General features: G+C 65.3%; 21 protein-coding genes and 2 tRNA genes. 12 read left to right on the plus strand and 11 right to left on the minus strand.

What is annotated here, in order from left to right:
• Nucleotides 1–51: 51 nt before the first annotated feature.
• From AC3EGR_RS21740 to AC3EGR_RS21770, 7 genes are all read left to right on the plus strand, one after another.
• Nucleotides 52–906 (plus strand): alpha/beta fold hydrolase, encoded by an 855-nt coding sequence (locus AC3EGR_RS21740; protein ID WP_488548637.1) that lies wholly within the window; start codon nucleotides 52–54, stop codon nucleotides 904–906.
• Nucleotides 903–1,988: a tartrate dehydrogenase gene (locus tag AC3EGR_RS21745; protein ID WP_488548617.1), complete on the plus strand. Its 1,086-nt coding sequence runs from the start codon at nucleotides 903–905 to the stop codon at nucleotides 1,986–1,988. Before AC3EGR_RS21740 ends, AC3EGR_RS21745 begins: the two co-directional genes overlap by 4 nt.
• Before the next feature lie 289 nt (nucleotides 1,989–2,277).
• A complete protein-coding gene (locus AC3EGR_RS21750; protein WP_013901776.1) occupies nucleotides 2,278–2,550 on the plus strand; it encodes an HU family DNA-binding protein in 273 nt (90 codons plus the stop codon).
• Between the two features lie 16 nt (nucleotides 2,551–2,566).
• A tRNA-Val gene (locus AC3EGR_RS21755) sits at nucleotides 2,567–2,642 on the plus strand.
• Between the two features lie 63 nt (nucleotides 2,643–2,705).
• Nucleotides 2,706–4,634 carry a SurA N-terminal domain-containing protein gene (locus AC3EGR_RS21760; RefSeq protein ID WP_488548618.1) on the plus strand — a complete coding sequence of 643 codons (1,929 nt, stop codon included), beginning with the start codon at nucleotides 2,706–2,708 and terminating at the stop codon, nucleotides 4,632–4,634.
• A 400-nt stretch (nucleotides 4,635–5,034) separates the two neighbouring features.
• The gene (locus AC3EGR_RS21765; protein ID WP_325000750.1) at nucleotides 5,035–6,036 is read left to right on the plus strand and encodes a phosphoribosyltransferase-like anti-phage protein; all 1,002 of its coding nucleotides are present in this window, start codon (nucleotides 5,035–5,037) and stop codon (nucleotides 6,034–6,036) included.
• Nucleotides 6,002–6,664, plus strand: coding sequence for an NADAR family anti-phage protein (locus AC3EGR_RS21770; protein ID WP_488548619.1), 663 nt, complete (start codon nucleotides 6,002–6,004; stop codon nucleotides 6,662–6,664). The genes AC3EGR_RS21765 and AC3EGR_RS21770 overlap by 35 nt, the downstream gene beginning before the upstream one ends.
• Nucleotides 6,665–6,689: 25 nt before the next feature.
• On the opposite strand, the gene AC3EGR_RS21775 is transcribed toward AC3EGR_RS21770, so the two are convergent.
• The 6 genes from AC3EGR_RS21775 to AC3EGR_RS21800 form a co-directional block, all read right to left on the minus strand.
• A complete protein-coding gene (locus tag AC3EGR_RS21775; RefSeq protein WP_488548620.1) occupies nucleotides 6,690–7,793 on the minus strand; it encodes a helix-turn-helix domain-containing protein in 1,104 nt (367 codons plus the stop codon).
• Nucleotides 7,756–8,007, minus strand: coding sequence for a hypothetical protein (locus AC3EGR_RS21780; protein ID WP_488548621.1), 252 nt, complete (start codon nucleotides 8,005–8,007; stop codon nucleotides 7,756–7,758). The genes AC3EGR_RS21775 and AC3EGR_RS21780 overlap by 38 nt, the downstream gene beginning before the upstream one ends.
• Complete coding sequence (locus AC3EGR_RS21785; protein WP_488548622.1) at nucleotides 8,004–8,366, minus strand: hypothetical protein; 363 nt, start codon at nucleotides 8,364–8,366, stop codon at nucleotides 8,004–8,006. Before AC3EGR_RS21785 ends, AC3EGR_RS21780 begins: the two co-directional genes overlap by 4 nt.
• A gap of 407 nt (nucleotides 8,367–8,773) precedes the next feature.
• Nucleotides 8,774–11,989, minus strand: a complete 3,216-nt coding sequence (locus AC3EGR_RS21790) for a type I restriction endonuclease subunit R (RefSeq protein WP_488548623.1) — start codon at nucleotides 11,987–11,989, stop codon at nucleotides 8,774–8,776.
• A complete protein-coding gene (locus tag AC3EGR_RS21795) occupies nucleotides 11,986–13,293 on the minus strand; it encodes a restriction endonuclease subunit S (RefSeq protein WP_488548624.1) in 1,308 nt (435 codons plus the stop codon). Before AC3EGR_RS21795 ends, AC3EGR_RS21790 begins: the two co-directional genes overlap by 4 nt.
• Complete coding sequence (locus tag AC3EGR_RS21800; RefSeq protein WP_488548625.1) at nucleotides 13,283–14,869, minus strand: type I restriction-modification system subunit M; 1,587 nt, start codon at nucleotides 14,867–14,869, stop codon at nucleotides 13,283–13,285. Before AC3EGR_RS21800 ends, AC3EGR_RS21795 begins: the two co-directional genes overlap by 11 nt.
• A 648-nt stretch (nucleotides 14,870–15,517) precedes the next feature.
• Here AC3EGR_RS21800 and AC3EGR_RS21805 point away from each other — a divergent pair.
• On the plus strand, nucleotides 15,518–16,267 hold the full coding sequence (locus AC3EGR_RS21805) for a hypothetical protein (RefSeq protein WP_488548626.1): 750 nt from the start codon (nucleotides 15,518–15,520) through the stop codon (nucleotides 16,265–16,267).
• A 158-nt stretch (nucleotides 16,268–16,425) separates the two neighbouring features.
• Here AC3EGR_RS21805 and AC3EGR_RS21810 read toward each other — a convergent pair whose 3' ends face one another.
• The gene (locus tag AC3EGR_RS21810) at nucleotides 16,426–17,403 is read right to left on the minus strand and encodes a DUF3987 domain-containing protein (RefSeq protein WP_488548627.1); all 978 of its coding nucleotides are present in this window, start codon (nucleotides 17,401–17,403) and stop codon (nucleotides 16,426–16,428) included.
• 908 nt (nucleotides 17,404–18,311) lie between these two features.
• Complete coding sequence (locus AC3EGR_RS21815) at nucleotides 18,312–18,446, minus strand: hypothetical protein (protein WP_488548628.1); 135 nt, start codon at nucleotides 18,444–18,446, stop codon at nucleotides 18,312–18,314.
• Nucleotides 18,447–19,002: 556 nt separating this feature from the next.
• On the opposite strand from AC3EGR_RS21815, the gene AC3EGR_RS21820 reads away from it, so the two are divergent.
• Nucleotides 19,003–19,575, plus strand: coding sequence for a hypothetical protein (locus tag AC3EGR_RS21820; protein ID WP_488548629.1), 573 nt, complete (start codon nucleotides 19,003–19,005; stop codon nucleotides 19,573–19,575).
• 91 nt (nucleotides 19,576–19,666) lie between these two features.
• Here AC3EGR_RS21820 and AC3EGR_RS21825 read toward each other — a convergent pair whose 3' ends face one another.
• The 3 genes from AC3EGR_RS21825 to AC3EGR_RS21835 all read right to left on the minus strand — a co-directional run bounded on the left by AC3EGR_RS21825 (nucleotide 19,667) and on the right by AC3EGR_RS21835 (nucleotide 22,677).
• Nucleotides 19,667–21,403 (minus strand): DUF6538 domain-containing protein, encoded by a 1,737-nt coding sequence (locus AC3EGR_RS21825; protein ID WP_488548630.1) that lies wholly within the window; start codon nucleotides 21,401–21,403, stop codon nucleotides 19,667–19,669.
• A 115-nt stretch (nucleotides 21,404–21,518) separates the two neighbouring features.
• Nucleotides 21,519–21,594: transfer RNA gene (locus AC3EGR_RS21830), tRNA-His, on the minus strand.
• Between the two features lie 93 nt (nucleotides 21,595–21,687).
• Nucleotides 21,688–22,677 (minus strand): NADPH:quinone oxidoreductase family protein, encoded by a 990-nt coding sequence (locus AC3EGR_RS21835; protein ID WP_488548631.1) that lies wholly within the window; start codon nucleotides 22,675–22,677, stop codon nucleotides 21,688–21,690.
• Nucleotides 22,678–22,769: 92 nt separating this feature from the next.
• Between AC3EGR_RS21835 and surE the strand changes: the two genes are divergently transcribed.
• The 3 genes from surE to AC3EGR_RS21850 form a co-directional block, all read left to right on the plus strand.
• Nucleotides 22,770–23,543: a 5'/3'-nucleotidase SurE gene (surE, locus tag AC3EGR_RS21840; RefSeq protein ID WP_488548632.1), complete on the plus strand. Its 774-nt coding sequence runs from the start codon at nucleotides 22,770–22,772 to the stop codon at nucleotides 23,541–23,543.
• Entirely contained in the window at nucleotides 23,540–24,298 is a 759-nt protein-coding gene (locus AC3EGR_RS21845) for a protein-L-isoaspartate(D-aspartate) O-methyltransferase (protein WP_488548633.1), read from the plus strand. The genes surE and AC3EGR_RS21845 overlap by 4 nt, the downstream gene beginning before the upstream one ends.
• Nucleotides 24,295–24,735: LysM peptidoglycan-binding domain-containing protein (locus AC3EGR_RS21850; RefSeq protein ID WP_488548634.1), on the plus strand; the 441-nt coding region annotated here is incomplete at its 3' end. The genes AC3EGR_RS21845 and AC3EGR_RS21850, both read left to right, overlap by 4 nt.

A 24,735-nucleotide genomic window follows, 5' to 3' on the forward strand; every position in this document is an offset into this window, starting at 1 on the left:
CCCGGTGCCAGAATCGCCGCCATGCTGCCAGGCTTCGCAACCCTCACCCACATGCGCGACGGCGTCCCGCTGTGCGTGCGCCGGGCGGGGCAGGGCGCGCCCTTGCTGCTGCTGCACGGCCACCCGCAGACCCACGCCATGTGGCACCGCGTCGCGCCTGCGCTGGCGGAGGGTTTCGAGGTCGTGCTCATGGACCTGCGCGGCTACGGCGACTCGGGGCGGCCGGCCGCGGGCGAGCAGTCCGGCGCGTACAGCAAGCGCGAGATGGCACTCGACGCGCTGGACGTCATGCGCGCGCTCGGCCACGAACGCTTCCAGGTGCTGGCGCACGACCGCGGCGCGCGGGTCGCCCACCGCCTGGCGCTGGACCATCCGCAGGCCGTGGAGCGCCTGCTGCTGCTGGACATCGCCCCGACGCTGGCGATGTACCGCGGCACCACCGAGGCCTTCGCGCGCGCCTACTGGCACTGGTTCTTCCTGGTGCAGCCCGGCCCCTTGCCGGAAGCGCTGATCGCCTCCGATCCGGGGCGCTACGTGCGCAGCGTGATGGGCGCGCGCCATGCGGGCCTGGCCGCGTTCGCACCGCAGGCGCTGGCCGAATACGAGCGCTGCGCCGGCCTTCCCGGCACCGCTGCCGCCATCGTCGCGGACTACCGTGCGAGCGCCGGCATCGACCTGGCGCACGACCAGGCGGATGCGGACGCCGGCCGCAGGCTCACGCAGCCGCTGCGCGTGCTGTGGGGCGAGCACGGCGCGGTGGGCCGCTGCTTCGACGTGCCTGCGCTGTGGCGCGCGGCCGCCACCGATTTCACCGGCCGCAGCGTCCCCTGCGGCCACTACATCGCGGAAGAGGCGCCCGCCCTTCTGCTGCAAGAGTCCCTCGCATTCCTTAGGAGCACATCGTGAGCAAGAAACGCATCGCAGTCATCCCCGGTGACGGCATCGGCAAGGAAGTCATGCCCGAAGGCATGCGCGTGGTCGACGCGGCCGCCCGCAAGTTCGGCATCGACCTGGCGTTCGACGAGTTCGATTTCGCCAGCTGGGACTATTACGAGAAGCACGGCAAGATGATGCCGGACGACTGGAAGGACAAGGTCGGCGGCCACGACGCCCTGTTCTTCGGCGCCGTCGGCTGGCCGGACAAGATTCCCGACCACGTCTCGCTGTGGGGCTCGCTGCTGCTGTTCCGCCGCGAGTTCGACCAGTACGTGAACCTGCGCCCCGCGCGCCTGATGCCCGGCATCATCGCCCCGGTGGTGCGCCGCGACGGCAGCCGGCGCGAGCCCGGCGAGATCGACATGTACATCGTGCGCGAGAACACGGAGGGCGAGTACTCCAGCATCGGCGGCCGCATGTATCCCGGCACCGAGCGCGAGATCGTCATGCAGGAGACGGTGATGTCCCGCGTCGGCGTGGACCGTGTGCTGAAATTCGCCTTCGAGCTGGCCCAGTCGCGCCCGAAGAAACACCTGACCAGCGCCACCAAGTCCAACGGCATCGCCATCACCATGCCCTATTGGGATGAGCGCGTGGCCGAAATGGCGAAGAAGTACCCGCAGGTGAAGCAGGACAAGTTCCACATCGACATCCTCACCGCCCACTTCGTGCAGCGGCCGGACTTCTTCGACGTGGTGGTGGCGAGCAACCTGTTCGGCGACATCCTGTCCGACCTGGGGCCGGCCTGCACGGGCACGATCGGCATCGCGCCGAGCGCGAACCTGAACCCGGACCGCAAGTTCCCCTCGCTGTTCGAGCCCGTGCACGGCTCGGCGCCCGACATCTACGGCAAGAACATCGCCAACCCGATCGGCCAGATCTGGTGCGGCGCGATGATGCTGGAGTTCCTCGGCCACAAGGAGGCGCACGACGCCATCCTGAAAGCGATCGAGACCGTGCTGGATCCGAAGTCGGGCGCGCCGCGCACCGGCGACATCGGCGGCAAGGCGAGTACCACGGACGTCGGCAAGGCGGTCGCGGCGGCGCTGTAAAGCAGTCACGCGGCACTGCAACATCGGGGCCCGTCCCTGCGGCGGCGCACGTGAGCGTGCGCTCGTCGTCAGCTTGCAAGGGGAAAGCCCGCAGCCGCTGTTGTATTGCGCGCATGCCGTATTGACACCCCTCGCGGCGCTGTTCTCTAATCGACGCCAGCCGGCCGCAAGGCTGCCCGCACTGTCTCCCCTTCCCGCCACGCACGCCAGCCCAAGCCAGCGTCCCGGGAACGGGAGACAAATTTTTGGACCGCAAGGGTCGACGAACAATCCTGCACGAAGGACACCAGTGAACAAGACCGAATTGATCGAGCACATCGCCAAGCACGCCGACATTTCCAAGGCCGCGGCCACCCGCGCCCTCGAGTCCATGATCGGCGCGGTGAAGACCACCCTGAAGAAGGGCGGCTCGGTGTCGCTGGTCGGTTTCGGCACTTTCGCGGTGGGCAAACGGGCCGCGCGCAGCGGCCGGAATCCCCGGACCGGCGCACAGATTAAAATCAAGGCTGCCAAGGTGCCCAAGTTCCGTCCCGGCAAGGCGCTGAAGGATGCGCTGAACTGAGACGGATCACCCGGTGGGGTGCTTAGCTCAGCTGGTAGAGCGGCGCCCTTACAAGGCGTAGGTCGGCGGTTCGATCCCGTCAGCACCCACCAAAAGAGAAGAAAGGCGAACCGCGGTTCGCCTTTTTGTTTGTCCCGAGCCCGAGTCCCAGAACCATGTTCGATTTCGTCCGCAAACACACGAAGGTCATGCAGTTCCTGCTGTTCCTGCTGATCGTGCCGTCCTTCGTGCTGTTCGGCCTGCAAGGCTACAACCGCATGCACGAGAAGGGTGAGGTGGTGGCCAAGGTCGATGGCCAGGACATCCACCAGCAGGAATGGGACAACGCCCACAAGCAGCAGGTCGACCGGCTGCGCGAGCAGATGCCCAACCTCGACCCGAAGCTGTTCGACAGCGCCGAGGCGAAGTACGGCACGCTGGAGCGCATGGTGCGCGAACGCGTGATGGCCGCCGCGGCACACGACTCGCATTTCCTGGTGGCCGACCAGCGGGTGGCCCGCGAGCTGCAATCCAACGAGATGATCGCCGCGCTGCGCGGCCCCGACGGCAAGCTGGACATCGAGCGCTACCGCCAGCTGCTGGCGGCGCGCGGCATGTCGCCCGAGATGTTCGAGAACTCCGTGCGCCAGGACCTGGCCCTGCGCCAGGTGCTCGGCGGCGTCGCGCAGTCCTCCTTCACGCCCCCCGCGCAGGCCGCCGTGTCGCTGGGCAGCTTCTTCGAACGCCGCGAGGTGCAGATGGCGCGCTTCAACGCCGCCGACTACAAGGCGAAAGTGGAGCCGACGGAGGCGGAGCTGCAGGCCTTCTACAAGGACAACGGCAAGCTGTTCCAGGCGGCCGAGCAGGCCAACATCGAATACGTGGTGCTGGACCTGCCGACCGTCGAGAAGACCGTCACGGTCAACGAGGCGGACCTCAAGACCTATTACGAGCAGAACGCCGCGCGCCTGGCGGCCAAGCCCGAGGAACGCCGCGCGAGCCACATCCTGGTCACGGTCAACAAGGGCGCGTCGCCCGAGGAGAAGGCCAAGGCCAGGGCGAAGGCCGAGGAGCTGCTGGCGCAGGTGCGCAAGAACCCGGACAGCTTCGCCGACGTGGCGAAGAAGAACTCGCAGGACCAGGGCTCGGCGGCCCAGGGCGGCGACCTGGACTTCTTCGCCCGCGGCGCGATGACCAAGCCCTTCGAGGATGCGGTGTTCGCGATGAAGAACAAGGGCGACATCAGCGACCTGGTGGAATCCGAGTTCGGCTTCCACATCATCAGGTTGACCGACATCAAGGCCGACAAGCCCAAGACCTTCGAGGAACTCAAGCCCCAGCTGGAAGCGCAGGTGCGCAAGGAGCAGGCGCAGAAGAAGTACGCCGAAGCGGCGGAGACCTTCAGCAACACCGTGTACGAGCAGTCCGAGTCGCTCAAGCCGGTGGCCGACAAGCTCAAGCTGGAGGTCCGCACGGCGCAGGGCGTGACGCGCACGCCGCAGCCCGGCGCGGCGGCGGGCCCGCTGGCCAACCCCAAGTTCCTGGCCGCCGTGTTCTCGCCGGACGCGGTGGAGCGCAAGCGCAACACCGAGGCCGTGGAGTTCGGCCCCAACCTGATGGTGTCCGGCCGCATCACGCAGTATTCGCCGGCCCGCACGCGGCCTTACGAGGAAGTGAAGGCGCAGGTGCGCGAGCAGGTCGTGGCCGCCAAGGCGGCGGAACTCGCCAGGAAGGAGGGCGCGGCGAAGCTGGCCGCGTGGCAGGCGGCACCGGCATCGGCGCAGCTCTCCGCCGCCGAACCGATCGCGCGCCAGGACGCCGGCAAGCAGCCGCGGCAGGTGATCGACGCGGCGCTGCGTGCCGATCCGGCGAAGCTGCCGGCGCTGGTGGGGGTGGACCTCGGCCCCGAGGGCTACGCCATCGTGCGCGTGAACAAGGTGCTGCCGCGCGAGGCCCCGCCGGCGGCGCAGGCCCAGCAGGAGCAGCAGCAGTACGGGCGCGCCTGGGGCATGGCCGAAGGCATCGCGTACTACGAGACGCTCAAGGACCGCTTCAAGGCGCAGATCAACGTACCCAAGCCGAAGGAAGCGCCGGTCACGCAGTAACCAGGTGGCCTTCTGAGGGAGGGCGCGCAGCTGCCGGCCTCCCGAGTACCACGCACGTCGATCACCATCGCGCCTTGCCTGCGCTCATCATCAGGCCGGCGTCGCATACGGGCCGGCCGGACCTCGCAGGAGGCGGGCGAAATGAAAGAAGCCCTGAAGGCTCGCGCCTTCAGGGCTTCAATGTTCTGGGGTGGCTGATGGGAGACCAGTGGCCACTCGGCGCCCTCAGCAACTTCAAGCCTTTTTTCGGCCTGCCACACGCGTCTGTGCTGCAGTCAGTGTAACAGGCTCGTCGGCGGCGACACGGGCCGGGTGGCAGCGTTTTCCAGGTTGCTACGTTGTTACAGCTGAGTACCATGAGCGTTTTGGGGGGACCATGACGGAGCGCGATCAGCTGTGCATGTCCATCGCGGACACCATCAAGACGTACGAAGGGGAGATCAAGGCAACGCCTGAGCACGTCGACAAGTGGGCATCTCAGTTCACCAAAGCGACACAACTGGACTTTCTGCGGGAAGTCGACCATGTCATGAAGGAATGCTTCGTCACCAAGGACGACGTGATGAAGTTCCTCACGATGCTGGTGACGAATAAGGACCTTACAGGAGGGGACCCGAAGTCCTACTGGGCCAAAGCCAACTTCCTGAAGATTCAGAAAAACGGGAAGAGTCAAAAGGAGATGCTGGCCTTGTTCGACTCTGCCCTGCAGTCGGCTCTCGGCCTGAAGTTGAAGGACTGCGGTGGAGGACGCGACTACATCTACTTGGATGACATCCTGTTCACCGGCGGCAGGGTCGCAACGGACCTGCGGGACTGGATTGCTAATGCTGCGCCAGGCCAAGCGCACGTTAACGTGATCTTGATGGCCTTCCATACCAGCGGACAGTATTGGCAGGGCCAAAAGCAGCTGCCGCAGGCAGCAAGGGACGCGAAAAAGCAGATCACCTTCCGGTGGTGGCGGTGCGCCGAGATCGAGAACCAGAAAAATCGGAAGGACGTTTCTGGTGTTCTGTGGCCGGCCGTCGTTCCGAACGTCAAAGCTGTACAAGAGTACGTCGCGGCAGAGAAGAAGAACCCCTTGGTTCTGAGAGTTCCGGGCGGCCCCGTCGGGGTGTTCACCTCCGAGCAAGGTCGCCAGCTCCTCGAAAGCGAACTGCTCATTGCCGGCGTCAAAATCCTGTCGCAGGTAAACAATCCGAAAGCCTTCATCCGCCCCCTGGGCTGTGGCCCGTTCGGGGTGGGGTTCGGTGCAACCTACGTTACTTACAGGAACTGCCCGAACAACTGTCCCCTGGCACTCTGGTGGGGCAAGCTTGAAGGCACATCGGGTGCACTTGACTGGTACCCGCTGTTGCCACGAAAGACCTATGGTCACTTCGACTGGGACGACATTGATTTCTGAGAGCCTCCGTACCTACGCGGCTGACCAGGTGGTGGTGGTTTACCGCACGAAGGAAGACTTCGGCGGGTTGTCGAACATGGCATCCGGCTACCCGCTGCGGGTAAACGGGGTGCGCATCCTGACATCAGAGGCGCTGTATCAGTGCTGCCGTTTCCCGCACCTTCCGCAAGTGCAACGCGAAATCATTGAGCAGACGAGCCCAATGACCGCAAAGATGAAGAGCAAGCCGCATCGAGAGCACACTCGTTCGGACTGGGATCAAGTGCGGGCGAAGGTGATGCGTTGGTGTTTACGGGTAAAGCTTGCACAGAACTACGAGACGTTCGGTCGACTGCTGCTATCTACTGGCGAACGGCCCATCGTGGAGCGATCCAGGAAGGATGCCTACTGGGGGGCTAAGCTCTCTGCAGACGAAGCATGTTTGGTTGGTGAGAACGTCTTAGGCCGGCTCCTGATGGAACTCAGGGAAAAGCTTAGGAGCGATGCAAAGGGGGAGTTGAAAACAGTGCTTCCCCTAAGCATCCCTGATTTCCTTTTGCTCGGGAGACCGATTCAGCCAATCTCGAGCGACGGCCCTTCCAACCACGACCTCGAGGTGAAGCGAGAACAACCACCGCTGTTCACGTAATCTCTTCGGCGGGTCGCGGACGGGCTCATTTAACCCGGCGAAGCCGCGGCTGCGCCGGCTGCAGCTGATAGAGGCGCTGCAACTCGTCGAGGTGCATGTGCAGCACCTGGCCGAGCTCTTCGAGCGACAGGCCTCCTTCTTCCAGACTGTGCTCGAAAAGGCCAGGCACCAAAGTGGGCTCCTCCACCGGGATGTCGAACGCCACGGGCTCGCGCGTGTTCCAGCCTTTTGCCGCGCGCACCTTCCACAAGTACTCCACCTGCGTTGGCCGAATCGCTTCGAGGTCGGAAGCGCGGTACACAAGCGCGCCGATCGACACTTTCCAGATCGGCTTCATCGCCGCCGCCTTCGCCAGCGTGAGGCCCGAGAGCTCCGGCCGGATGTCGTCGGCTGGCATCAAGAACGCCGACGCAAATGCGTCTGCCTGCTGCTCCATCTCAGGCGACGGATAAGCATGCATCACCAAGTGGCCGAGTTCGTGAGCAAGCGTGAAGCGAAGTCGATCGCCTGGGAGAGCGCTGTTCACGAAGATGATCGGCGGCAGCCCCGGCACGCGGTAGCTGGCTGCGTCGATCTTGGCTTGGTCCATGTCGCAGCGCATGACAATGCATCCAGCGCGCTCCAGGCACTCGGTCACAGAGGCGACGGGTCCCCGAGGCAGATACCAAGCACGCCGCACCACACCTGCGACTTCCGCCGCACCGCCGCTGAAGTCGTCTGGATCGCACGTGGGCAGGATCAGCTCCGGCTCGAAGTCGACACTCCGCAGGAGAGTCCGCGTGTGCGCAATGCGCACGTTGAACTCCGCGATCAGCTTGTCCAGTACCTTCTGCCCGACAGAGGCGCGTTTGCGGTACATAGGATGGGCGCTCATCGGCGGCCCGTACTCTCGCTCCGGTTGATAGAAAAAGCTGTGTGGACAGCTCAAGACATTCGAAAACTGCTCCAGGGTCGCCTCGGTTATCGGCTTCAGCCCTTGTTCCAGCTTGGAATAGGAAGCCTGGCTGATACCGGCGCGCTCGGCGACTTCCGCTTGGCTCATGCCGAGCATCCGCCGCCGCACGCCTAGCAACTCATGTCGGAACGCTTCCCTACGCTCCTCCACCCGTGCCATGTTTGCCGCCACCATTTTCTTTGCTCCTTTTTGACTTCAGCACGCGTTTCGCCACCGGCGGCCCAGCGGGCGCTTGCGGCGCAAACGGCAGCACCTCCTGCCGGTCGTCGCCGCCACCCAGCAAGTCCAAGTGCCAAGCGATGTATTCTCGATGGCGCTGCACGAGGCAGACGCGCTCCAATTCGGTTTCGGACTCGTCCAGCACGTACACCAGCTCCAGCCGCTTCACGCCGAGCCGAAAAGATCATTCTGTTGATCGTGATACGCGAGGGCGAGCGGCGTGGGGTAGTTGCGGGACAAGAGAGCTTTCGACGCCTTCTTGAACCTCACGAACACCTTGTTGTGGAAGAGAAGCCCCTCCCACTCCCGCATGGTCTCGACCCGCACGTTGGTGTCTTCGCTGAATGCGCGCTTTGCCCCGGCGATGAACTGGTTCCACACGCACGAAGCTCGGACACGCTTGTGCTGAACCTGAGGCGCCAGTGGATTTGCCTTCCAGTCATCCCACGCCTCGCGGACCACGCGGCGCAGGACGTCGAAGTACGGGCCAAAGAACGATTCCGCCTGGGCGGCTGTCATCACGACCATGGTGAGTCCTTTCGAGGCTCAACAGTACCATGTTTTGCGCCATTTGCAACGGAAAATTATTCCGTGTTCTATTCCAGCAACGCCCTTTGGCGCGACTCAGGCTCGCGCCGTCGGCTTTGAAGGTAGTCAGCGTCGGCTGCCTCAGCTCGCTGGCCTGCTTCTGCTGGAGCGGAGATCGGTATACTTGAGCTACGAGGAGCGAAGCGCCTCGTACCCGTAAGGGTGTCGCCCGCGAGGGCGTGGATTTGAGCACCAACTGAGCTACACGGCAGAACGAAAACCCGTAGCAAGAACCTTCCCGTGGCGCCGCTGATTGCATTCAGCGGCGCCAGACGATCAGTTCCTCTTGATCCAGCCTCGAGCCGGCGACGCGCCACTCGAGGCTTTTTCTTTGGGGGATGTGTGCGTTACGCCGACACCCAATCGGCCGACAGCGACTCCGCCTGCCTGAGCACCGTCTCCGTCGCCTCCTCTTGCCGGTCCGGCGGGTACTTGTACCGTCGCAGCAGGGTCTTGACCATCACCCGCAGCCTGGCCCGGACCGTCTCCCGCTTGGCCCAGTCCACCGTGACCGACTTCCGCAGGTTCTGGGTCAGTTCGACCGCGATCTTCTTCAGCGTTTCGTCTCCCAGGTCCCGCACCGCCGCCTCGTTGGTCGCCAGGGCGTCATAGAAGGCCAATTCGTCGTGGTTCAGCCCCAGGTTCTCGCCGCGCTGCGCCGCCTCTTGGAACTTCTTGGCCATCTCGATCAGCTCTTCGATCACCTGCGCGGTCTCGACGGCGCGATTGCGGTAGCGGGTTAGGCTCTGTTGCAACAGCTCGGAGAACTTGGCGCTCTGCACCACGTTGGTCTTGAAGCGCGACTTGATTTCGCCTTTCAGCAGCCGCTCCAGCAGTTCGACCGCCAGGTTGCGCTCTTTCATGTGGCGCACGTCTTCCAGGAACTCGTCGGACAGCACTCCGATGTCCGGCCGCTTCAAGCCGGCGGCGGAAAAGATGTCGATGACCTCGTCGCTTACGACGGCGCGGCTGATGATCTGCCGCAACGCGTGCTCCTTCTGTTCGTCGGTCAGCTTCTTGTCCGTGCCGGCGTGCTTGGTCAGCGCCGCCTTCACCGCCTGCAGGAAGGCCAGTTCGTCGCGCCAGACCAGCGCTTCGTCCAGCGTGCAGCACAGGGCAAAGGCCTTGCTCGCGGCCAGCACCCCGTCGGCAAAGCGCTTCTTGCCGTCGTCTAGGCCCAGCACGTGGTTGGCCACCGCGGGCAAGAGTTGCCAAGCCTTGCTGCGGAACTCTTTGTACCCGACCCCATGCAGCATGTCGTGCAGCACGTCCATCTGCTCTTGCAGCACGGCCAGCGCCTCGTGCGCGTCGATGGTCGGTTTGCCGCGGCCGTGGGCCTGGGTGTATGCGGCCAGCGCCGCCTTCAGCTCGTTGGCGATGCCGATGTAGTCCACCACCAGCCCGCCGGGCTTGTCCTTGAAGACCCGGTTCACCCGTGCGACGGCCTGCATCAGGTTGTGGCCGCGCATCGGCTTGTCCGCATACATCGTGTGCAGGCAGGGCGCGTCGAAGCCGGTCAGCCACATGTCGCGCACGATAACCAGCTTAAAGGGGTCGGCCGGGTCCTTGAAGCGCGTCTCCAAGCGCTTGCGCACGTCCTTGGGGTAGATGTGCGGCTTCAGCAGCGCCTTGTCGGAAGCCGAGCCGGTCATCACCACCTTGACGGCGCCTTGCATCGGGTCGTCACTGTGCCAGTCGGGCCGCAGCGCCACGATCGCGTTGTACAGGTGCACGCAGATGTCCCGGCTCATCGCGACGACCATGGCCTTGCCGTCCATAGCCGTCAGGCGGTTCTCGAAGTGGGCCACGATGTCGGCTGCCACCTTCTGGATGCGCGGCGGCGCCCCGACCAGTTGCTCCAGCGCCGCCCAGCGGCGCAGCTTGGCTACCTTGGCGGCGTCGCCTTCCTCGTCCTCGGCCAGTTCGTCGACTTCGCTGTCCAAGGCCGTGACGTCGGCCTCCTTCAGCTCCAGCCTGGCGAGGCGGCTTTCGTAGTAGATGGGCACGGTGGCGCCGTCGCGCACCGCTTGCTCGATGTCGTAGATGTGGACGTAGTCACCGAACACGGCGCGCGTGTCCCGGTCGTCGAGCGACACGGGGGTGCCGGTGAAGGCGACGAAGGTTGCGCCGGGCAAAGCGTCGCGCAGGTGCTGGGCGTAGCCTACCTGCATGCGGCTCGCTGCCGCCGCATAGCCCTGCGCTGCCGCCTGCGACTCGTCGCCCGTGGCCAGGGGCCCGCGTGAGCCGGGGAGGAACTGCGCGGGTTGTGCACTCACCGCGGGCGGAGCTGACGGTGTCAGCCGGGCGCCGAAGCCGTACTGGCTCCGATGCGCCTCGTCGCAGATGACGACGATGTTGCGCCGGTCGGAGAGCACGGGGAAGGTGTCCTCGTCCTCGCCCGGCGTGAACTTCTGGATGGTCGTAAAGATGATGCCGCCCGAGGGACGGTTGCCCAGCAGCCGGCGCAGCTCGGGCCGGGTGTCGGCCTGCGCTGGGGTCTCGCGCAGCATCTCGCTGGCGGCGGCGAACACGCCGAAAAGCTGGTTGTCCAGGTCGTTGCGGTCGGTCACCACCAGCAGCGTCGGATTGCCCATGCCCGGGTGCGCCATGAGCGCGCCCGCCAAGCAGGTCATCTCGATGCTCTTGCCGGCGCCCTGGGTGTGCCAGACGACGCCGCCCTTGCGGGTGCCGCCAGGGGCCGAGGCCTTCAGCACGCTCTGCACGACCGCTCTGACCGCGTGGAACTGATGGTAGCCGGCGACCTTCTTGATCAGCCGGCCGTCGTCCTCGAACAGCACGAAGTGGCGCAGGTACTCCAGCAGTAGCTCGCGCTGGCACAAGCCCAGCACCAGGGTTTCCAGCTCGCGCATGGCGCCCAGCGGATCGGTGGTCACGCCGTCGATGGTGCGCCAGGCCATGAAGCGCTCCCGGTCGCTGGTGAGCGAGCCCATGCGGGCCTGTATGCCGTCGCTGATGACCTGCAGCGCGTTGGCATGGAACAGGTCGGGGATGTCCTGCTGGTAAGCCTGGAGCTGATTCCACGCCGCCCAGATGTCGGCGTCCTCGTCCCCCGGGTTCTTCAGTTCGACGACCACCAGCGGCAGGCCGTTGACGAACAGCACCACGTCCGGGCGACGCGTGAGCTTGGGGCCCTGCACGCTGAACTGGTTGACGGCCAGCCAGTCGTTGGCCGTTACGTCGGCGAAGTCCAGCAGCCGAACCCGGTCACCGCGCGTCTCACCGTCCTTCTGAAATTCGACGGGCACGCCGTCCACCAGCCAGCGGTGCACCTGACGGTTGGCGTTGACGAGGCCCGGCACGTTGGGGTTGAGCACCCGGCGCAGCGCGTCGTCGCGGGCGCCGGGGGGGATGTGCGGGTTCAGGCGGGCGATGGCCTCGCGGAGCCGGCCGGCTAGCGCCACCTCCCGGTAGCTGGCGCGCTCCGTGCCCGCGGTCTTGGCGTCAGGCGGGGAGATGTCGGGGCCATGGGCAGTGGACCAGCCCAGGCCGGCCAGCCATTCGAGCATGGCCTGTTCGACGATGTCCTCGCTGATGCCGCTCATGCGGTTGCCTCTTCGAGTTGCGTCCGCGCTTCGGGTAGGCGGAGCTTGCCAGAGAGGAGCCGCGGAAGCAGGGCGTCGCGGATGCGGGAAAGCGAGCGCATGGTTTGCTTTCCAGCGACGATGCGGTCGTACAACGGCTGGCAGACTGCGCCGAACGCGCAAGCGACACTCGGCGGCGCAACGACAATGCGAAAGCGGTCGATGTCACCCTTTCCCAGGTGGATGACGGTGGTCGCCGTCTCGGTTGCTTCCACGTGAGCAAGCGGTGCAGCAATGGCCAACTTCACGAAGGGTGCTGAGTGCCCGTGCGCCGGCTTGAACATGCAGATCCGCTGATTCATCCAGGCGATTTCGCCACCCCAGAGGTAGGCCCGGAACTCTCCGTCCATGCCGACCACAATGTCGCCCGGGCAAATCTTGCAGCCCTTCGGATGGACTTCTGGGGTCCACACTCCGGGTGCCTCATCCTTCAAGTCACGAATGCGTACCAGCGGCAGTCCATCGGCATCTGTGTTGAATAGCTTTGACGCAAATGGAGCGCCGTAGCGCACTTCGGCAACTTCGTAGATGTCGCCGACCCGCCACCCTTTTGGAATCAATCCAAGCTCCGATTCTGAGAACTCGGAGGGAAACAGCGCCGCCGTGGCGGCGTCGATGCCTTCGGGCTCGCGGCCCTCGGCCTTGGCGCGCACCGGGTCGAAGTCGATGAACCAGCTCTTGAACAGGGCTTGGGCGATGGATTCGAGGGTAGCATTGGTCTGCCGAAGAAGGTCGATGCGGTCGTCGAGACTTCCAAGTAGTAGCTCAATTGCCTCGCGTTCAGCGGGCGGCGGCAACGGCACCGGCAGCTTGCGCAAATCCTTGAGATTGATCGTGGTCTGGACGGTAGTGTTTGCTGCGACTCCAAGAGCACGCTGAGAGGTTGGCGAGCGTAGCGACATGGAAATCCAACGAGCCAGCTGGGCTTCCTTTGGCCGAATAACTGCTACAGCTCGCGCTACGTTCCACTCGGCTAGTTCAGGCGGTACGACTGCGACTTGGCCCACGGTGCCCACGACCGTAATTAAGACGTCCTTGGGGCGTAGACGTGTGCGGCTGTACTTGGCCTCCACTTCAGGTGCTATGCGCAGCGTATCCGAGGTGTCCAGACCGAACCCACGAAAGTTGTTAACCCTCACCATGGGGATGCCACCGCTGGTTGGCTGGCCAGGCTGTACGACACCGTAGGTCACGGAGCCTTCGACAGCCAGTGCTTCGAGAGGCACTGACGCCCAGTCCTCAGGCAATGAATCTTCAGATTGCATAGCCCATCGTCCCGAGCTTCTCTCGAATCGATTCATCCAGCTCCGAACCCTTGGCCATCTGCTCAGCAAGCTGAGCGGTAAGCCTCTCCATCTTTTCGCTGAATGCCTCGTCGTCGTCGTCGGCCGCCTCGGCGCCGACGTAGCGCCCCGGCGTCAGCACATGGCCGTGCTCGACAATTTCGGCCAGCTTCACGGCGCGGCAGAAGCCGGGCACGTCGGCATAGGGTTCGTCCGCCCCACCCTCGCCATCGGCGCGCCACCGATGCACGGTAGAAGCGATGCGGGCCACGTCATCGTCATGGAACACACGATTCACGCGCGTGGCCATGCGACCGAGCTTGCGGGCGTCGATGAAAAGCACTTCGCCGTGCCGGTCACGGCCCTTCCTGCCGCCTCGAACGGCGGCACCGCTCTTGTCCTTGGACAGGAACCAAAGGCACGCCGGAATCTGCGTGTTGAAAAAGAGCTGCGGCGGTAGTGCCACCATCACGTCAACCACGTCGGCCTCGACCATGGCCTTGCGGATGGCTCCCTCGTTGTTCTGGTTGCTGCCCATGCTGCCGTTGGCCAAAACCACGCCGGCCTGGCCGCGCGGGCTTAGGTGGTGCAGGATGTGCTGCAGCCAAGCATAGTTGGCATTGCCGGCCGGCGGCGTGCCGTAGACCCAGCGCCGGTCTTCGGCCAGACGCTCACCGCCCCAATCGCTGATATTGAAGGGCGGGTTCGCCGTGCAATAGTCGGCCCGGAGGTCGGGGTGCTGGTCCCGGTGGAAGGTGTCGGCCGGCTCCTTGCCCAAATCAGCCGCGAAGCCGCGGATAGCGAGGTTCATCGCCACCAGCCGCCAAGTGGTGGGGTTGGCCTCCTGGCCGTAGATGCTGATGTCGTCGACTTTGCCGCCGTGCGCCTCGATGAACTTTTCGCTCTGCACGAACATGCCGCCGGAGCCGCAGCACGGGTCGTAGACCCGGCCCTGGTGCGGGGCCAGCACTTCGACCAGCACCTTCACAACCGAGGCCGGCGTGTAGAACTGTCCGCCCTTCTTGCCCTCGGCACTGGCGAACTGGCCCAGGAAGTATTCGTAGACCTCGCCCAACAAGTCCTTGGCGTGGTGGCCTTCACCGAAGCCGATGGTCGAAATCAGGTCCACCAGCTCGCCCAGGCGGCCGGGTTCGAGTTGCGTGCGGCCGAAGCGCTTGTCCAGAATGCCCTTCAGGCGCGGGTTGTCCGCCTCGATGGCCTCCAGTGCGGCGTCGATGCGCACGCCGATGTCCGCCTGCTTGGCCAGGCCGCGGATGGCCTCCCAGCGTGCCGGCGCCGGCACCCAGAAGACGTTGGCCATCGTGTAGTAGTCCCGCTCCTCCAGGGCCTCGGCGTGGTCCGCCGCGTCGGGCAGGTGAAGGTCGCTGGACGGGTCCGCAAACGCGGCCTGGAGTTGCGCCCGTCGCTCGTCGAAAGCGTCGGAGATGTACTTGAGGAAGATGAGGCCGAGGACGATGTGCTTGTACTCGGCGGCGTCCATCGAGGAGCGCAGCTTGTCGGCAGCCGCCCAAAGGGTCTTTTTGAGGTCCTGGTTCATCCCTGAATGCTTCTATAAATCTTGTCCTGACAGAACACCGGTAACTGTAGCTCGACAGCGTAACTGCTAGATGCGAATCATGGTCTGGTAGATGCCCGCTCCTGGGACCAGGAGCGGGCATACGCCCGGCCCCCAGGCCGGGCTCAAACGCGGGCCGACAGGCCGGCGTGAAGCCGCGAAGCGGTGGGCCGCGACAGCGGTCCACTCCGGGACCGCCCACGGTCCCGGAGCGTGGGGGCGCCGCGGTGCACGAAACGGAGCCCGCAGGGCGGAGTGGCCCGCGGCCCACCGCGGGTCGGCTCCGTGGGGGCGAAGCCCCGGCCCCGGCAGCGGCCGGGTCCCCGGGGCGGTGGCTGAGCGCAAGCGGTCGCTGGCCGTGCAGGCCGCGACAGACACGGCGCGCCGGGGACCCGGCCGCGAAGCGGCAGGCCGCGCAAGCAGGGGGCGGGCCGTCCAGGCCCGAGCCGACCTTGCCGCGCCCTAGCGCGGTCGCCGCTTTGCGGCGAGTCGGCGGTACCCCGGGGACCCCAAGTCCAACCCGGAATCTGCGCGCGCAAGCGCGCATGTAAGGCGAATGTACGAACGCATGTGGCGCCGCTCGGTCGCCGGCGGCGCTACACGGGTGATCACAACCAAGACCGACACGCCATGCGCCCAAAGTGCCCCCGCGACAGCCTCGAAGACCAGACGCCGCAAGAACGCGCGCAAGAGAAGGCGCAGTTGGTTTGCGCCTGGCTGGCCGTGATGGGCCACAGCACGGAAGCGATCTTGCGGGAGGTGCTACGGGTGAAGGCCAGGGGGATTTGCGCGCGGCTGCAGCGGGCCGGACTTCTCCGGCGGGTAGCCGTCCCCATGTCCGCGGTTGCCGTTTGGGCGCTCACCGCCGCGGGGGTGAGGCTGGGCGAGTTCGCTTTGCGCCGGCGAGTGAGCTACTTGACACATCCCGAGCGGCTCACGCTGTCCCGACTTGCGCATGAAGTCGCCGTCCAGCGAGAAGCTGTGGCGCGCCTGCAGACCGACCTGCCGAGCCTTCGCCGTCTCAAGGGCGACCGTGAGCTGCGCAGCATCGATGCCGCTGCACGGCCGGATCTCCTGGTGCGGCACATTGACCAGAACGGCATCGAGACCACGGTGTGCATTGAGGTGGAGATCACCTCGAAGGGAAGACGAGAACTGATGGTCAAAATGCGGTCTATCCTTCCTCTGCTCACGCCCAGGACCAGGTGGCTGTGGGTCATTTCGGAAGGGACGACTACATGCGAGCGATATGCCCGAACCTGGGCGGAGGTCGTGGAGTCCGACGGCGACGGATACGCGGTGGACCGCGCGCAGCTTCACCGCGCTTGCATCATGCAGCCACCGGCTGCAAAGGCGTCTCGTGCTATGTGTGGCGATTGAAGCCCTCAACCAAACAGAGGGCTGTGATCTGGATGGCGAGACGCGGAGCCTCGCCGTTGTTGTTCTAGTGGGCTGCTGCACGGGTGGCCGGGGCGATTCGCGCGACATCACACGTGCGTCGCGCGAATCGCGGCCCCCCGGGGCCGCAAGTCACGGAATTACGGGATTAGCTCGAAGCGGTGGCCAACTTGGCGGACCAAGCCGAGGTGCATGAGCAGGTCGAGAGCCGCGCGCCGGCCCTCCGCCTTTCGCGGTTCCGGCCCGAGGTTGAGCTTGTCACTCATGATGCCGCCGTGCTCCGCCATGTACGTCACGATCCGCAGGGCCGCTTCGTCCTTCATGGCGTCAGGCGCAGTGACGAGCGCGTGGGACCAGCAGGCAAGCGAGTAGTCCACCAGCTGCTTGGCGGACGAAACGTCGCGCAGGCACACGGACGACCGACCACCCCAGGCCGCGAGCACGCCTGAAAGGCGACAGACTTGCTCCGTCGCCCGGATAGCGAAAGGGCGGATGTGCTGCATGGAACCCTTCTTGGCCTCGTATTCGTAGCCTTCGAAGGCACGGACCAGGAACTCTCGTGCGTCCGGCTCCAGGGAGAGCACCTGCAGCTCGCGTTCTTCACTGAGGAGAGAAAGGAGGGACGCGGCACGGGCGCAGTAGGCGAGCATGAACTCGTTCGTTGCCAGGTTGAATGCACGTCCCAGGCGCGGCTTTGACTCCGGAGGGATGGCATACAGAAGTCGCGGAAGGAAGCCGACATCTGCCAGGAGTTGATCGCAAATGATGGCGCCGGTTGCGCGGGGTTGCGCGGCCAGCGACATTACCAGGTGACGGTCGTACAGGTGGACGTTCTCTCCCGACGTGACCCTCGAATACGAGAGCTCGCCCGAGTCCCACAGAGCGTTCAAGGTCGCTCCCGTCGACAGCTTGTTCTCGCCCTTGAACGAATAGCCGCCGAAGAACACGCCGCCTTCGCTGGACATGAACCCCAGAACCCCATATTGGACTTTGCCGAGATCGCGCAAGATGGCAGGCACCGTGCCGTCGCGAAGGAGAAGGCGGCGATCCGGATGGGCCTTCTCCCAGCTGATGACGGGCGCCAGCGCGATGTTCTCTCCGGTGGTCTTGCCTTGCAACGATCTTGACCACGTCGGTCAAGTCGCCGAGCGCATCGACAGGATAGGCGGGAGCAGCGTCGGACTCCTTGTTCGCGATCCGCTCCGCCGCGCGCTCGACGACATGTTGCCACTGTGCGCGCGTGGGCTCGCGGCTTTCGAGCTCCGCCGGCCGCGGAGGGGACGCGTTGGCCTTCTTGACCACCGTGGGCTCGCGTGGAGTTTCGCGGCTTCCCGGCTTTGCCAACTGCAGAAGGGGCGCATTGGCCTGCTGGGTGACCGCGGGCTTGGTCTGGCGAGCGCGAAGGCGGCGTTTGACCGCTTCCATGGCGGCTTTCGCTGCCGGGATTGCCGGGTGGTTGGCGCCGCTGAGGACGGCAAGGATCTTGTTGAGAGCGTTCATCGATTTCCAGGTTGAAGTGGGGAACTCCCCACCGGCTAGGCCTGAGCCGCGCCGGGGAGATTCGCCTATAGCGCCTGGTAATTCGGCGGCACTTGCGTGCCCGGCCCCTTTCCATCCGCCACGGCGAGGCTCCTTTAGCGAATGGAAATTTCGAGCACCCATAACTGCGTCGCCGGCGGAGGGACTAGATCGCCGGAGCCGGAATCCGGGCACGCTCCAGCCTGTAACCCCCTGCGCGAATCGCGCGAAAGTAGTCTCGCGTCGCGCGATTCGCGCAACCCACCCGCACGGCGGACCTCACTTGGGCACAGATATGACCCAAACGCCCAACGCAAAAAAAACCCTCGAACCAAACGGTTCGAGGGCAAGGCGATCGGCAGATCGCCGGGACTCAGAGGAAGGAGTCGAGCGTGTAGTTCCGCCGCCTAGAAGATCGCGACCGCGTAGCTCCGCGGCGGCGAAGCGCCAAAAGGAAAGGCCCTGAGGCAGATATTGCCCAGGGCCCGAAGGGAACCGATTGCCGGGCTTAGATCCCGAACGGATCGGACGAGGACCAGGTGCCGCCGCACGGGGCATCCCAGGCGGAATGCCCCGCATGGTCAAGGATGCGTCCGAGGTCGGGGTTATCGGTCATCACGAATTCCCAGAAGGGCATGTGCATGTTGATCTTTCCAAAAAGCGTTCGATTTGCAATCTCCCGAGCCGGGAGAGGAACTTGGCCACGCATGGGCGGCCGAGCGGTGGGGACTACTCGTCCCGGTCGTCCAGAAAAAGTGCGATGGCCATCGTGAGGCATGCTAGCCCGACCCCGCACAGCGACTGCGCGAGCAGCCGTAAGTCAGTTGTTGTCATCGTCGGTCTCCAAAGGGTTTTGCCAGTGCTGATCGAACTCGGGGAAATGCATGGCCAAGTAAAGGTCCTGCACCCAGGCAACAAGTTCAGCGCTCGATTTCATTGGCGGAGGCGATGTGACTTATTCAGTATACAAAGCCAACGCGCTTCGTGCGGCAAGTCTCTTTGTGAAGGTTGGTCATCGCGCACGCGCTCAGCGAGTGCATGACGAAAGCCGTAAAATAACGTCCAGTTCCAAGTAGTGCTCGTGGCCTTGTTCCAGAGCGCTCGAACCGTATTCTTCCCACCTCCACATCGAGGCAGTCACTGTTTTCCAACTGCGTGTCTACACGCACCGCGACATGTGTCGCGCAGAGGAAAACTGAATGACGCTTCAAATGTTGTGGTCCAACGATGCCGCCAACCCGATTTGCGACGAGGCCTGGGCTGGTCAATCTCGCTGGTCGACCCTGATCTCCAGTGCCGCCGAAGTGGCTTCGCTCGAGGCGCTGGTTCAGCCCGTGCCCGGAGCAGTCCTGGACTTGGTGGGGCACATGCGCTATCCGGCGGCCTTCTGGGCGACGTCGATCCCCGTGGGCGACAGCAGCGCAGCTGGCCTCCTAATCCTGCACGTCGACGGCCATGCGGTTGTGACAGTCCTGGACCTCGCTGGCCGCTCGGACCTGGATGCCCTGGAGATCGCGACGGCAGACTGCAGGCTGTGCGCGCAGTTGGTCAACCAGCAGCAGCCGCGCATGGCGCCCATCGTGCCAGTCCGCGGGTTCAAGGAACTCCTTTCTGAGCTTGCCGGCCAGCGCCGGCTGGCGGCCAGGGAAGTCGTTGATGCAGTGGCCAAGCTGCGCCAGGTACTGAGCGGCTCGGACGCCTGGTCCTTGCTCATGCTGCCCGAAGCGCAGAGGCTGAAGTCGCTTACGGTGACGCTCTGTCAGCCGTGGTAGCGCCCCGGGCGTAGCGCTTCAGCTGCTTCCCTTCTTTGGCCCCGCCGTCCGGCGGGGCCTTTTCCTTTGCCTCGGGCTTGCGAACTGACGTCTACTCTGCGGACAAGCGCACAGAGCCGCGGCCAGGCTCCCAGGGAAGTGCCGGGATTGATGGGAACTGAATTCGCGAGAAGTGTTCGACCACCAGGTCGAAAGGCAAGTCCGACCCATAGCCGTCAGTGGTGGCTCCGTCGCCGGTGGTGTGGCCCAAGACACGCTGCAGGTACTTGGACGGGACGGCGGCAGCTTCCAGCATGTCCTTCATGCAGTGGCGAAAGCTGTAGAGAACCTTTCGGCTGTCCCTGATCCCCAGCGTCCGCTTGTACCGGCCGAAGAACTTGGAAAAGGAGCCGGACAGCTTCCCGTGCCAGTCCTTCGTCAGGGTCGGGAAGAGCACGGTGGCGCCTTGCGCCTGCACCCACTCGACATACCGCAGCAATCCCAGGTCGATGAGTTGCTTTGGCACAGGCACCAGCCGTTGCGAAGCAGCGTTCTTGAGCGTGCGTCGGTGGCTTTCCGGCACGTCACCGTCATCTCCGCTTTGCTCGAAGAGGTCACGATCTTCGTCACTGGGGCGGTCCTGCAGTACCAGGTGCCAGCCCAACTCGGGATGCCGGCGGAGGTCGTTGAGGGCGAGTCCCGCGATCTCCTCCGGTCGTGCACCGGTGTAGAACATCATCACCGGGATCCAGTAGGTCGCCTCTCCTGACCGGCCCCTTGAGCGCCTGTGCTGCGTGTACACCTCTGAGCCGAAGATCAACTTGAGGTCCTGTGCGTCAAAGGGAAGGTGGCGCTTGCGCCGCTTTTTTACGCCGTTTTCCTTGAATCCGAGCGTGTCCTTGGCGGGATTGATCTTGAGCAGGAGCTTCCCGACGGCGATCGCGTAGATCGCCTTGATCTTGCGAAGACGCTCGTTCATCGTCTTCACCTTCAGCCCGCGCTCCTGTTGGTACCCCATGAACTCGGTCATGAGCTCCGGAGTGACAGCGCCCGGCAAGCGAACGCCTTTACCTTCAGCAAAGTGCTTCAAATCACGCCAAGGCGTTTGCGAGGCGATCATCGTGGACTTCGGCCGGTTCTCGACGTAGTCGCGCCAGGTTTCGAACACTCGCTCCCAGTTCGGTGCCTTCCGGTCCGGCGGGGCCCGCTCCGGAAACACGGCCTGCAGCGGGTGAGTGGATTCAGGAGCGACTGCATTGGTGTCGACCAGGTCGCCGCGTTGACGCGCGAGCTGATGGTCCAGTGTGCGAACTGCGGCGCGGAGAAACGCGTAACACGCGCGCTTTGCCTCGTCTTGGCTCGGATCGAAGTCGAGCCCGCAGAGGTGCAGGAATCCGCGCAGGGCAGGGAGTACGTCCAGCGACTTGCCCTGGGCCAGCATGCGTCCAAGTTCTGCCCGCTGCTCCGTCAGCTGGGTTCCGAGTTCTTCGAACTCCTCGTCGTCCATGCCTTCCTGGCGCCGGTGTTCGTCGCTGGTCAACACCTGGTGCACCCAGTGGCGCGCGATGCCTTCGAGCTGCGCGTCGTCCAGCTTGCCGATCCGCTTCGCGTACATCGACGAGCGGGCGAGGTCCAGCTTTTCTCGGTGAGCCTGGAATTCTGCGTCGATGAGTGCCAGGGCCGCAGTCGCACGCCGCTTCGCTTCGCGAAGGTCAGTGGTGCGCAGGCTGCGCGTCACGCACTCTTTCTTCGGGGGGTAGGCCGCGCGGATGGCGGCAGGGATGCGCCGGCGCACGTACAGGGTGTCGTGCTTGCCGCGCGCGAAGATATGTTCGGAAATCTGCTTCAAGGTCTGCTCCACAAGGGTGTGTGACAGACCGTGTAGCAAGGGCTACGGAAGCTACCTGCAAAAAGTGCTTGTTTCCCTTAGAAAACAAGCACTTAACGAGGCTTGGAGGGTTCGGTGGGGTGGCTGATGGGACTCGAACCCACGACAACAGGAATCACAATCCTGGACTCTACCAACTGAGCTACAGCCACCGCGAGCCGACGATTATAGCCGGGCGGGACGGCATGCCAGGATTCGCGCAGCCGCTTTTCCGCCGCGCCCTGTACCCGAGGGCTGGGGCAGGGCTACGCGTTCACCATGACCAGCTTGCCCTTGACCTCGCGCGAGCCCATGCGCGCATAGGCTTCCTTGAGCTGGGCCATGGGCATGGTGCGGTCGATCACGGGCTTGACCTTGCCTTGCCCGTACCAGCGCGCCAGCTCCTGCATCATGGCGCCGTTGGCCTTCGGTTCCCGCCGGGCGAAGTCGCCCCAGAACACGCCCACCAGGGACGCGCCCTTGAGCAGCATCAGGTTCAGTGGCAGGCTGGGGATGGGACCGGCCGCGAAGCCCACGACCAGGTAGCGGCCGCGCCAGGCGATCGAGCGGAACGCCGGTTCGGCGAAGTCGCCGCCGACGGGGTCGTAGATCACGTCGGGTCCCTTGCCGTCCGTCGCGGCCTTGACGGCCTCGCGGAAGGCGCCGGGCACCGGATGCTGCGTGTAGTTGATGGTGGCGTCGGCGCCGAGCGAGCGGCAAAGCGCGCATTTCTCGTCGGTCGATGCGGCGGCGACCACGCGGGCTCCCATCGCCTTGGCGATCTGGATGGCGGCGGTGCCCACGCCGCCGGCGGCACCCAGCACCAGCACGGTCTCGCCGGCCTTGAGCTGCGCGCGATCGACCAGCGCATGGTGCGAGGTGGCGTAGATCATGATGAACGCCGCGGCATCCACGAACGGGAAACCGGCGGGCAGCGGCATGCACAGGTGCGCCGGTGCGATCGTGTGCGTGCCGAAGCCGCCCGTGCCGGAGAGGCAGGCCACCGGCTGGCCCACCTGCAACTGCGTGACGCCTTCGCCCACCGCCGCCACCACGCCGGCGTACTCCGAACCGGGCACGAAGGGCAGCGCCGGCTTGTGCTGGTACTTGTTCTGCACGATCAGCAGGTCGGGGAAGTTCAGGCTCGCCGCCTTGATCTCGATGAGCACCTCGCCCGCCTTGGGCTGGGGCGTGGGCAGGTCCTTCCATTGCAGCGCCTCGACGCCGACGGGGTTCTCGCAAAGCCAGGCTTGCATGGCGGCACTCCTTGTCAATTTCGCGTGAATCATAGGCAGGCGCGCGCGGCGCGTCCTGTCCCTGCGGCGACCGGCCCCTACAATCCTGCACGATGAAGATCCTGCTCTCCAACGACGACGGCTACCAGGCGCCGGGCATCGTGGCGCTCTACGAAGCGATCCGCGACCTCGGCGAGGTGGACGTAGTTGCGCCCGAGCACAACAACAGCGCCAAATCGAACGCACTGACGCTGCATGCGCCCCTGTACGTCAACGCCGCGCCCAACGGCTTCCGCTATGTGAACGGCACGCCGGCCGACTGCGTGCACATCGCGCTCACCGGTCTCCTGGGCTACCGGCCGGACCTGGTGGTGAGCGGCATCAACAACGGCGCCAACATGGGCGACGACACGATCTATTCCGGCACCGTCGGCGCGGCCATGGAAGGCTACCTGTTCGGCATCCCCGCCATCGCGTTCTCGCAGGTGGAGAAGGGCTGGGCGCACCTCGAGTCGGCGGCGCGCAAGGCACGCGAACTGGTGCAGTTCCTGGTGGAGCACCACCGCACGGACAACGCGCACTGGCTGCTGAACGTGAACATCCCGAACCGGCAGTACGAGGAGCTGAAAGCCTTCAAGGTGTGCCGCCTTGGGCGGCGGCACGCGGCGGAGAAAGTGATCTCGCAGGCCAGTCCGCATGGCGACACCATGTACTGGATCGGTGGCGCGGGCCTGCCCAAGGACGACGCGGAAGGAACGGACTTCCACGCGTCGCTGCAGGGCCACCCGACGATCACGCCGCTGAAGGTCGACCTCACCGACCACGATGCGCTGCGCTACTGGGGCCAGTCGGCGGCGAAGCTGCCGCAGGGGCAAGGCAAGCCATGACGCGTCGTCCCGGTTTTCCCGCCCGCCTGCCCGGGGCGCCGGTCCAGGCTGCACGCAAGCCCGTGGCCGCGCCGGCCGTGGGCATCGCGCCCGCCGGCATCGGCCTCGATTCGCAGGCGGTGCGCACCCGGATGGTGGAGAAGATCGCCGCGCAAGGCGTCGCCGATGCGCGCGTGCTCGGCGCGATGCGGGCGGTGGAACGCCACCGTTTCGTCGACAGTGCGCTGGTGAACCAGGCCTACGAGGACACCAGCCTGCCCATCGGACTGGGGCAGACCATCTCCAAGCCCAGCGTGGTCGCGCGCATGATCGAGCTGCTGCTCGGGTCGCGCGCGGCCGCGGGTGGGCGCCTCGGCCGCGTGCTGGAAGTCGGCACGGGATGCGGTTACCAGGCAGCCGTGCTGAGCCAGGTCGCGCGCGAGGTATACAGCATCGAGCGCCTGCGCGGCCTGCACGACCGCGCGCGCGAGAACCTGCGTGCCTTCCGTCTGGCCAACGTGCACCTGCTGTTCGGGGACGGCATGGCGGGTTTCGCGCAAGGCGCGCCGTATGCGGGCATCATCGCAGCCGCGGGCGGCGAGGCTGTGCCTGCGACCTGGACCGATCAGCTCGCAGAGGGCGGACGCATCGTGGCACCGATGGTGATGCCCGATCGCCGCCAGGCGCTGGTGGTCATCGAAAAGACCGCGGGGCGGCTCTCCCAGACGATTCTTGAGAGCGTTCACTTTGTCCCCCTAAAATCGGGGATCGCATGAGGAAACAACCGATGGACCTGCGCGTGCGCGCACTGAAGTGGATGGGGCTGGCCGTGGCGTGCGCCGTGCTCGCCGGCTGCGCCGCGCCGCGCCGCACGCCCGCGCCGGTGGAGGACCGCATGGGCGTGCGGCATGGCACGGTCGCGGCGCAGCCCGCGCCCGCCGCCGCACCCAGCACCTTGCCTGGCGCCGAGAACGCGGGCAAGCCCGGCTACTACACGGTGCGCCCGGGCGACACGCTGGTGCGCATCGCGCTGGAGACCGGCCAGAACTGGCGCGACGTCGCGCGCTGGAACAACATGGACAACCCGAACGTGCTCGAGGTCGGGCAGGTCCTGCGCGTCGCGCCGCCGGTGGGCACGGCTGTGGCCCCCGCGCCGGCCCCGGCCCCGGCGACGGCGACGGCGCTGCCGCCGGTGGCCACGGCCTCCGCGGCC

It is taken from the genome of Ramlibacter sp. G4-7 (assembly GCF_057784995.1).

Coding starts and splice junctions, on each gene's coding strand:
- AC3EGR_RS21820 (WP_488548629.1), top strand. CDS start 19,003: ATGACGCTTCAAATGTTGTGGTCCAACGATGCCGCCAACCCGATTTGC.
- AC3EGR_RS21785 (WP_488548622.1), bottom strand. CDS start 8,366: ATGGTCGTGATGACAGCCGCCCAGGCGGAATCGTTCTTTGGCCCGTAC.
- AC3EGR_RS21845 (WP_488548633.1), top strand. CDS start 23,540: ATGACGCGTCGTCCCGGTTTTCCCGCCCGCCTGCCCGGGGCGCCGGTC.
- AC3EGR_RS21815 (WP_488548628.1), bottom strand. CDS start 18,446: ATGCACATGCCCTTCTGGGAATTCGTGATGACCGATAACCCCGACCTC.
- AC3EGR_RS21795 (WP_488548624.1), bottom strand. CDS start 13,293: ATGCAATCTGAAGATTCATTGCCTGAGGACTGGGCGTCAGTGCCTCTC.
- AC3EGR_RS21800 (WP_488548625.1), bottom strand. CDS start 14,869: ATGAACCAGGACCTCAAAAAGACCCTTTGGGCGGCTGCCGACAAGCTG.
- AC3EGR_RS21760 (WP_488548618.1), top strand. CDS start 2,706: ATGTTCGATTTCGTCCGCAAACACACGAAGGTCATGCAGTTCCTGCTG.
- AC3EGR_RS21790 (WP_488548623.1), bottom strand. CDS start 11,989: ATGAGCGGCATCAGCGAGGACATCGTCGAACAGGCCATGCTCGAATGG.
- surE (WP_488548632.1), top strand. CDS start 22,770: ATGAAGATCCTGCTCTCCAACGACGACGGCTACCAGGCGCCGGGCATC.
- AC3EGR_RS21805 (WP_488548626.1), top strand. CDS start 15,518: ATGCGCCCAAAGTGCCCCCGCGACAGCCTCGAAGACCAGACGCCGCAA.
- AC3EGR_RS21765 (WP_325000750.1), top strand. CDS start 5,035: ATGTCCATCGCGGACACCATCAAGACGTACGAAGGGGAGATCAAGGCA.
- AC3EGR_RS21770 (WP_488548619.1), top strand. CDS start 6,002: ATGGTCACTTCGACTGGGACGACATTGATTTCTGAGAGCCTCCGTACC.
- AC3EGR_RS21740 (WP_488548637.1), top strand. CDS start 52: ATGCGCGACGGCGTCCCGCTGTGCGTGCGCCGGGCGGGGCAGGGCGCG.
- AC3EGR_RS21835 (WP_488548631.1), bottom strand. CDS start 22,677: ATGCAAGCCTGGCTTTGCGAGAACCCCGTCGGCGTCGAGGCGCTGCAA.
- AC3EGR_RS21775 (WP_488548620.1), bottom strand. CDS start 7,793: ATGGTGGCGGCAAACATGGCACGGGTGGAGGAGCGTAGGGAAGCGTTC.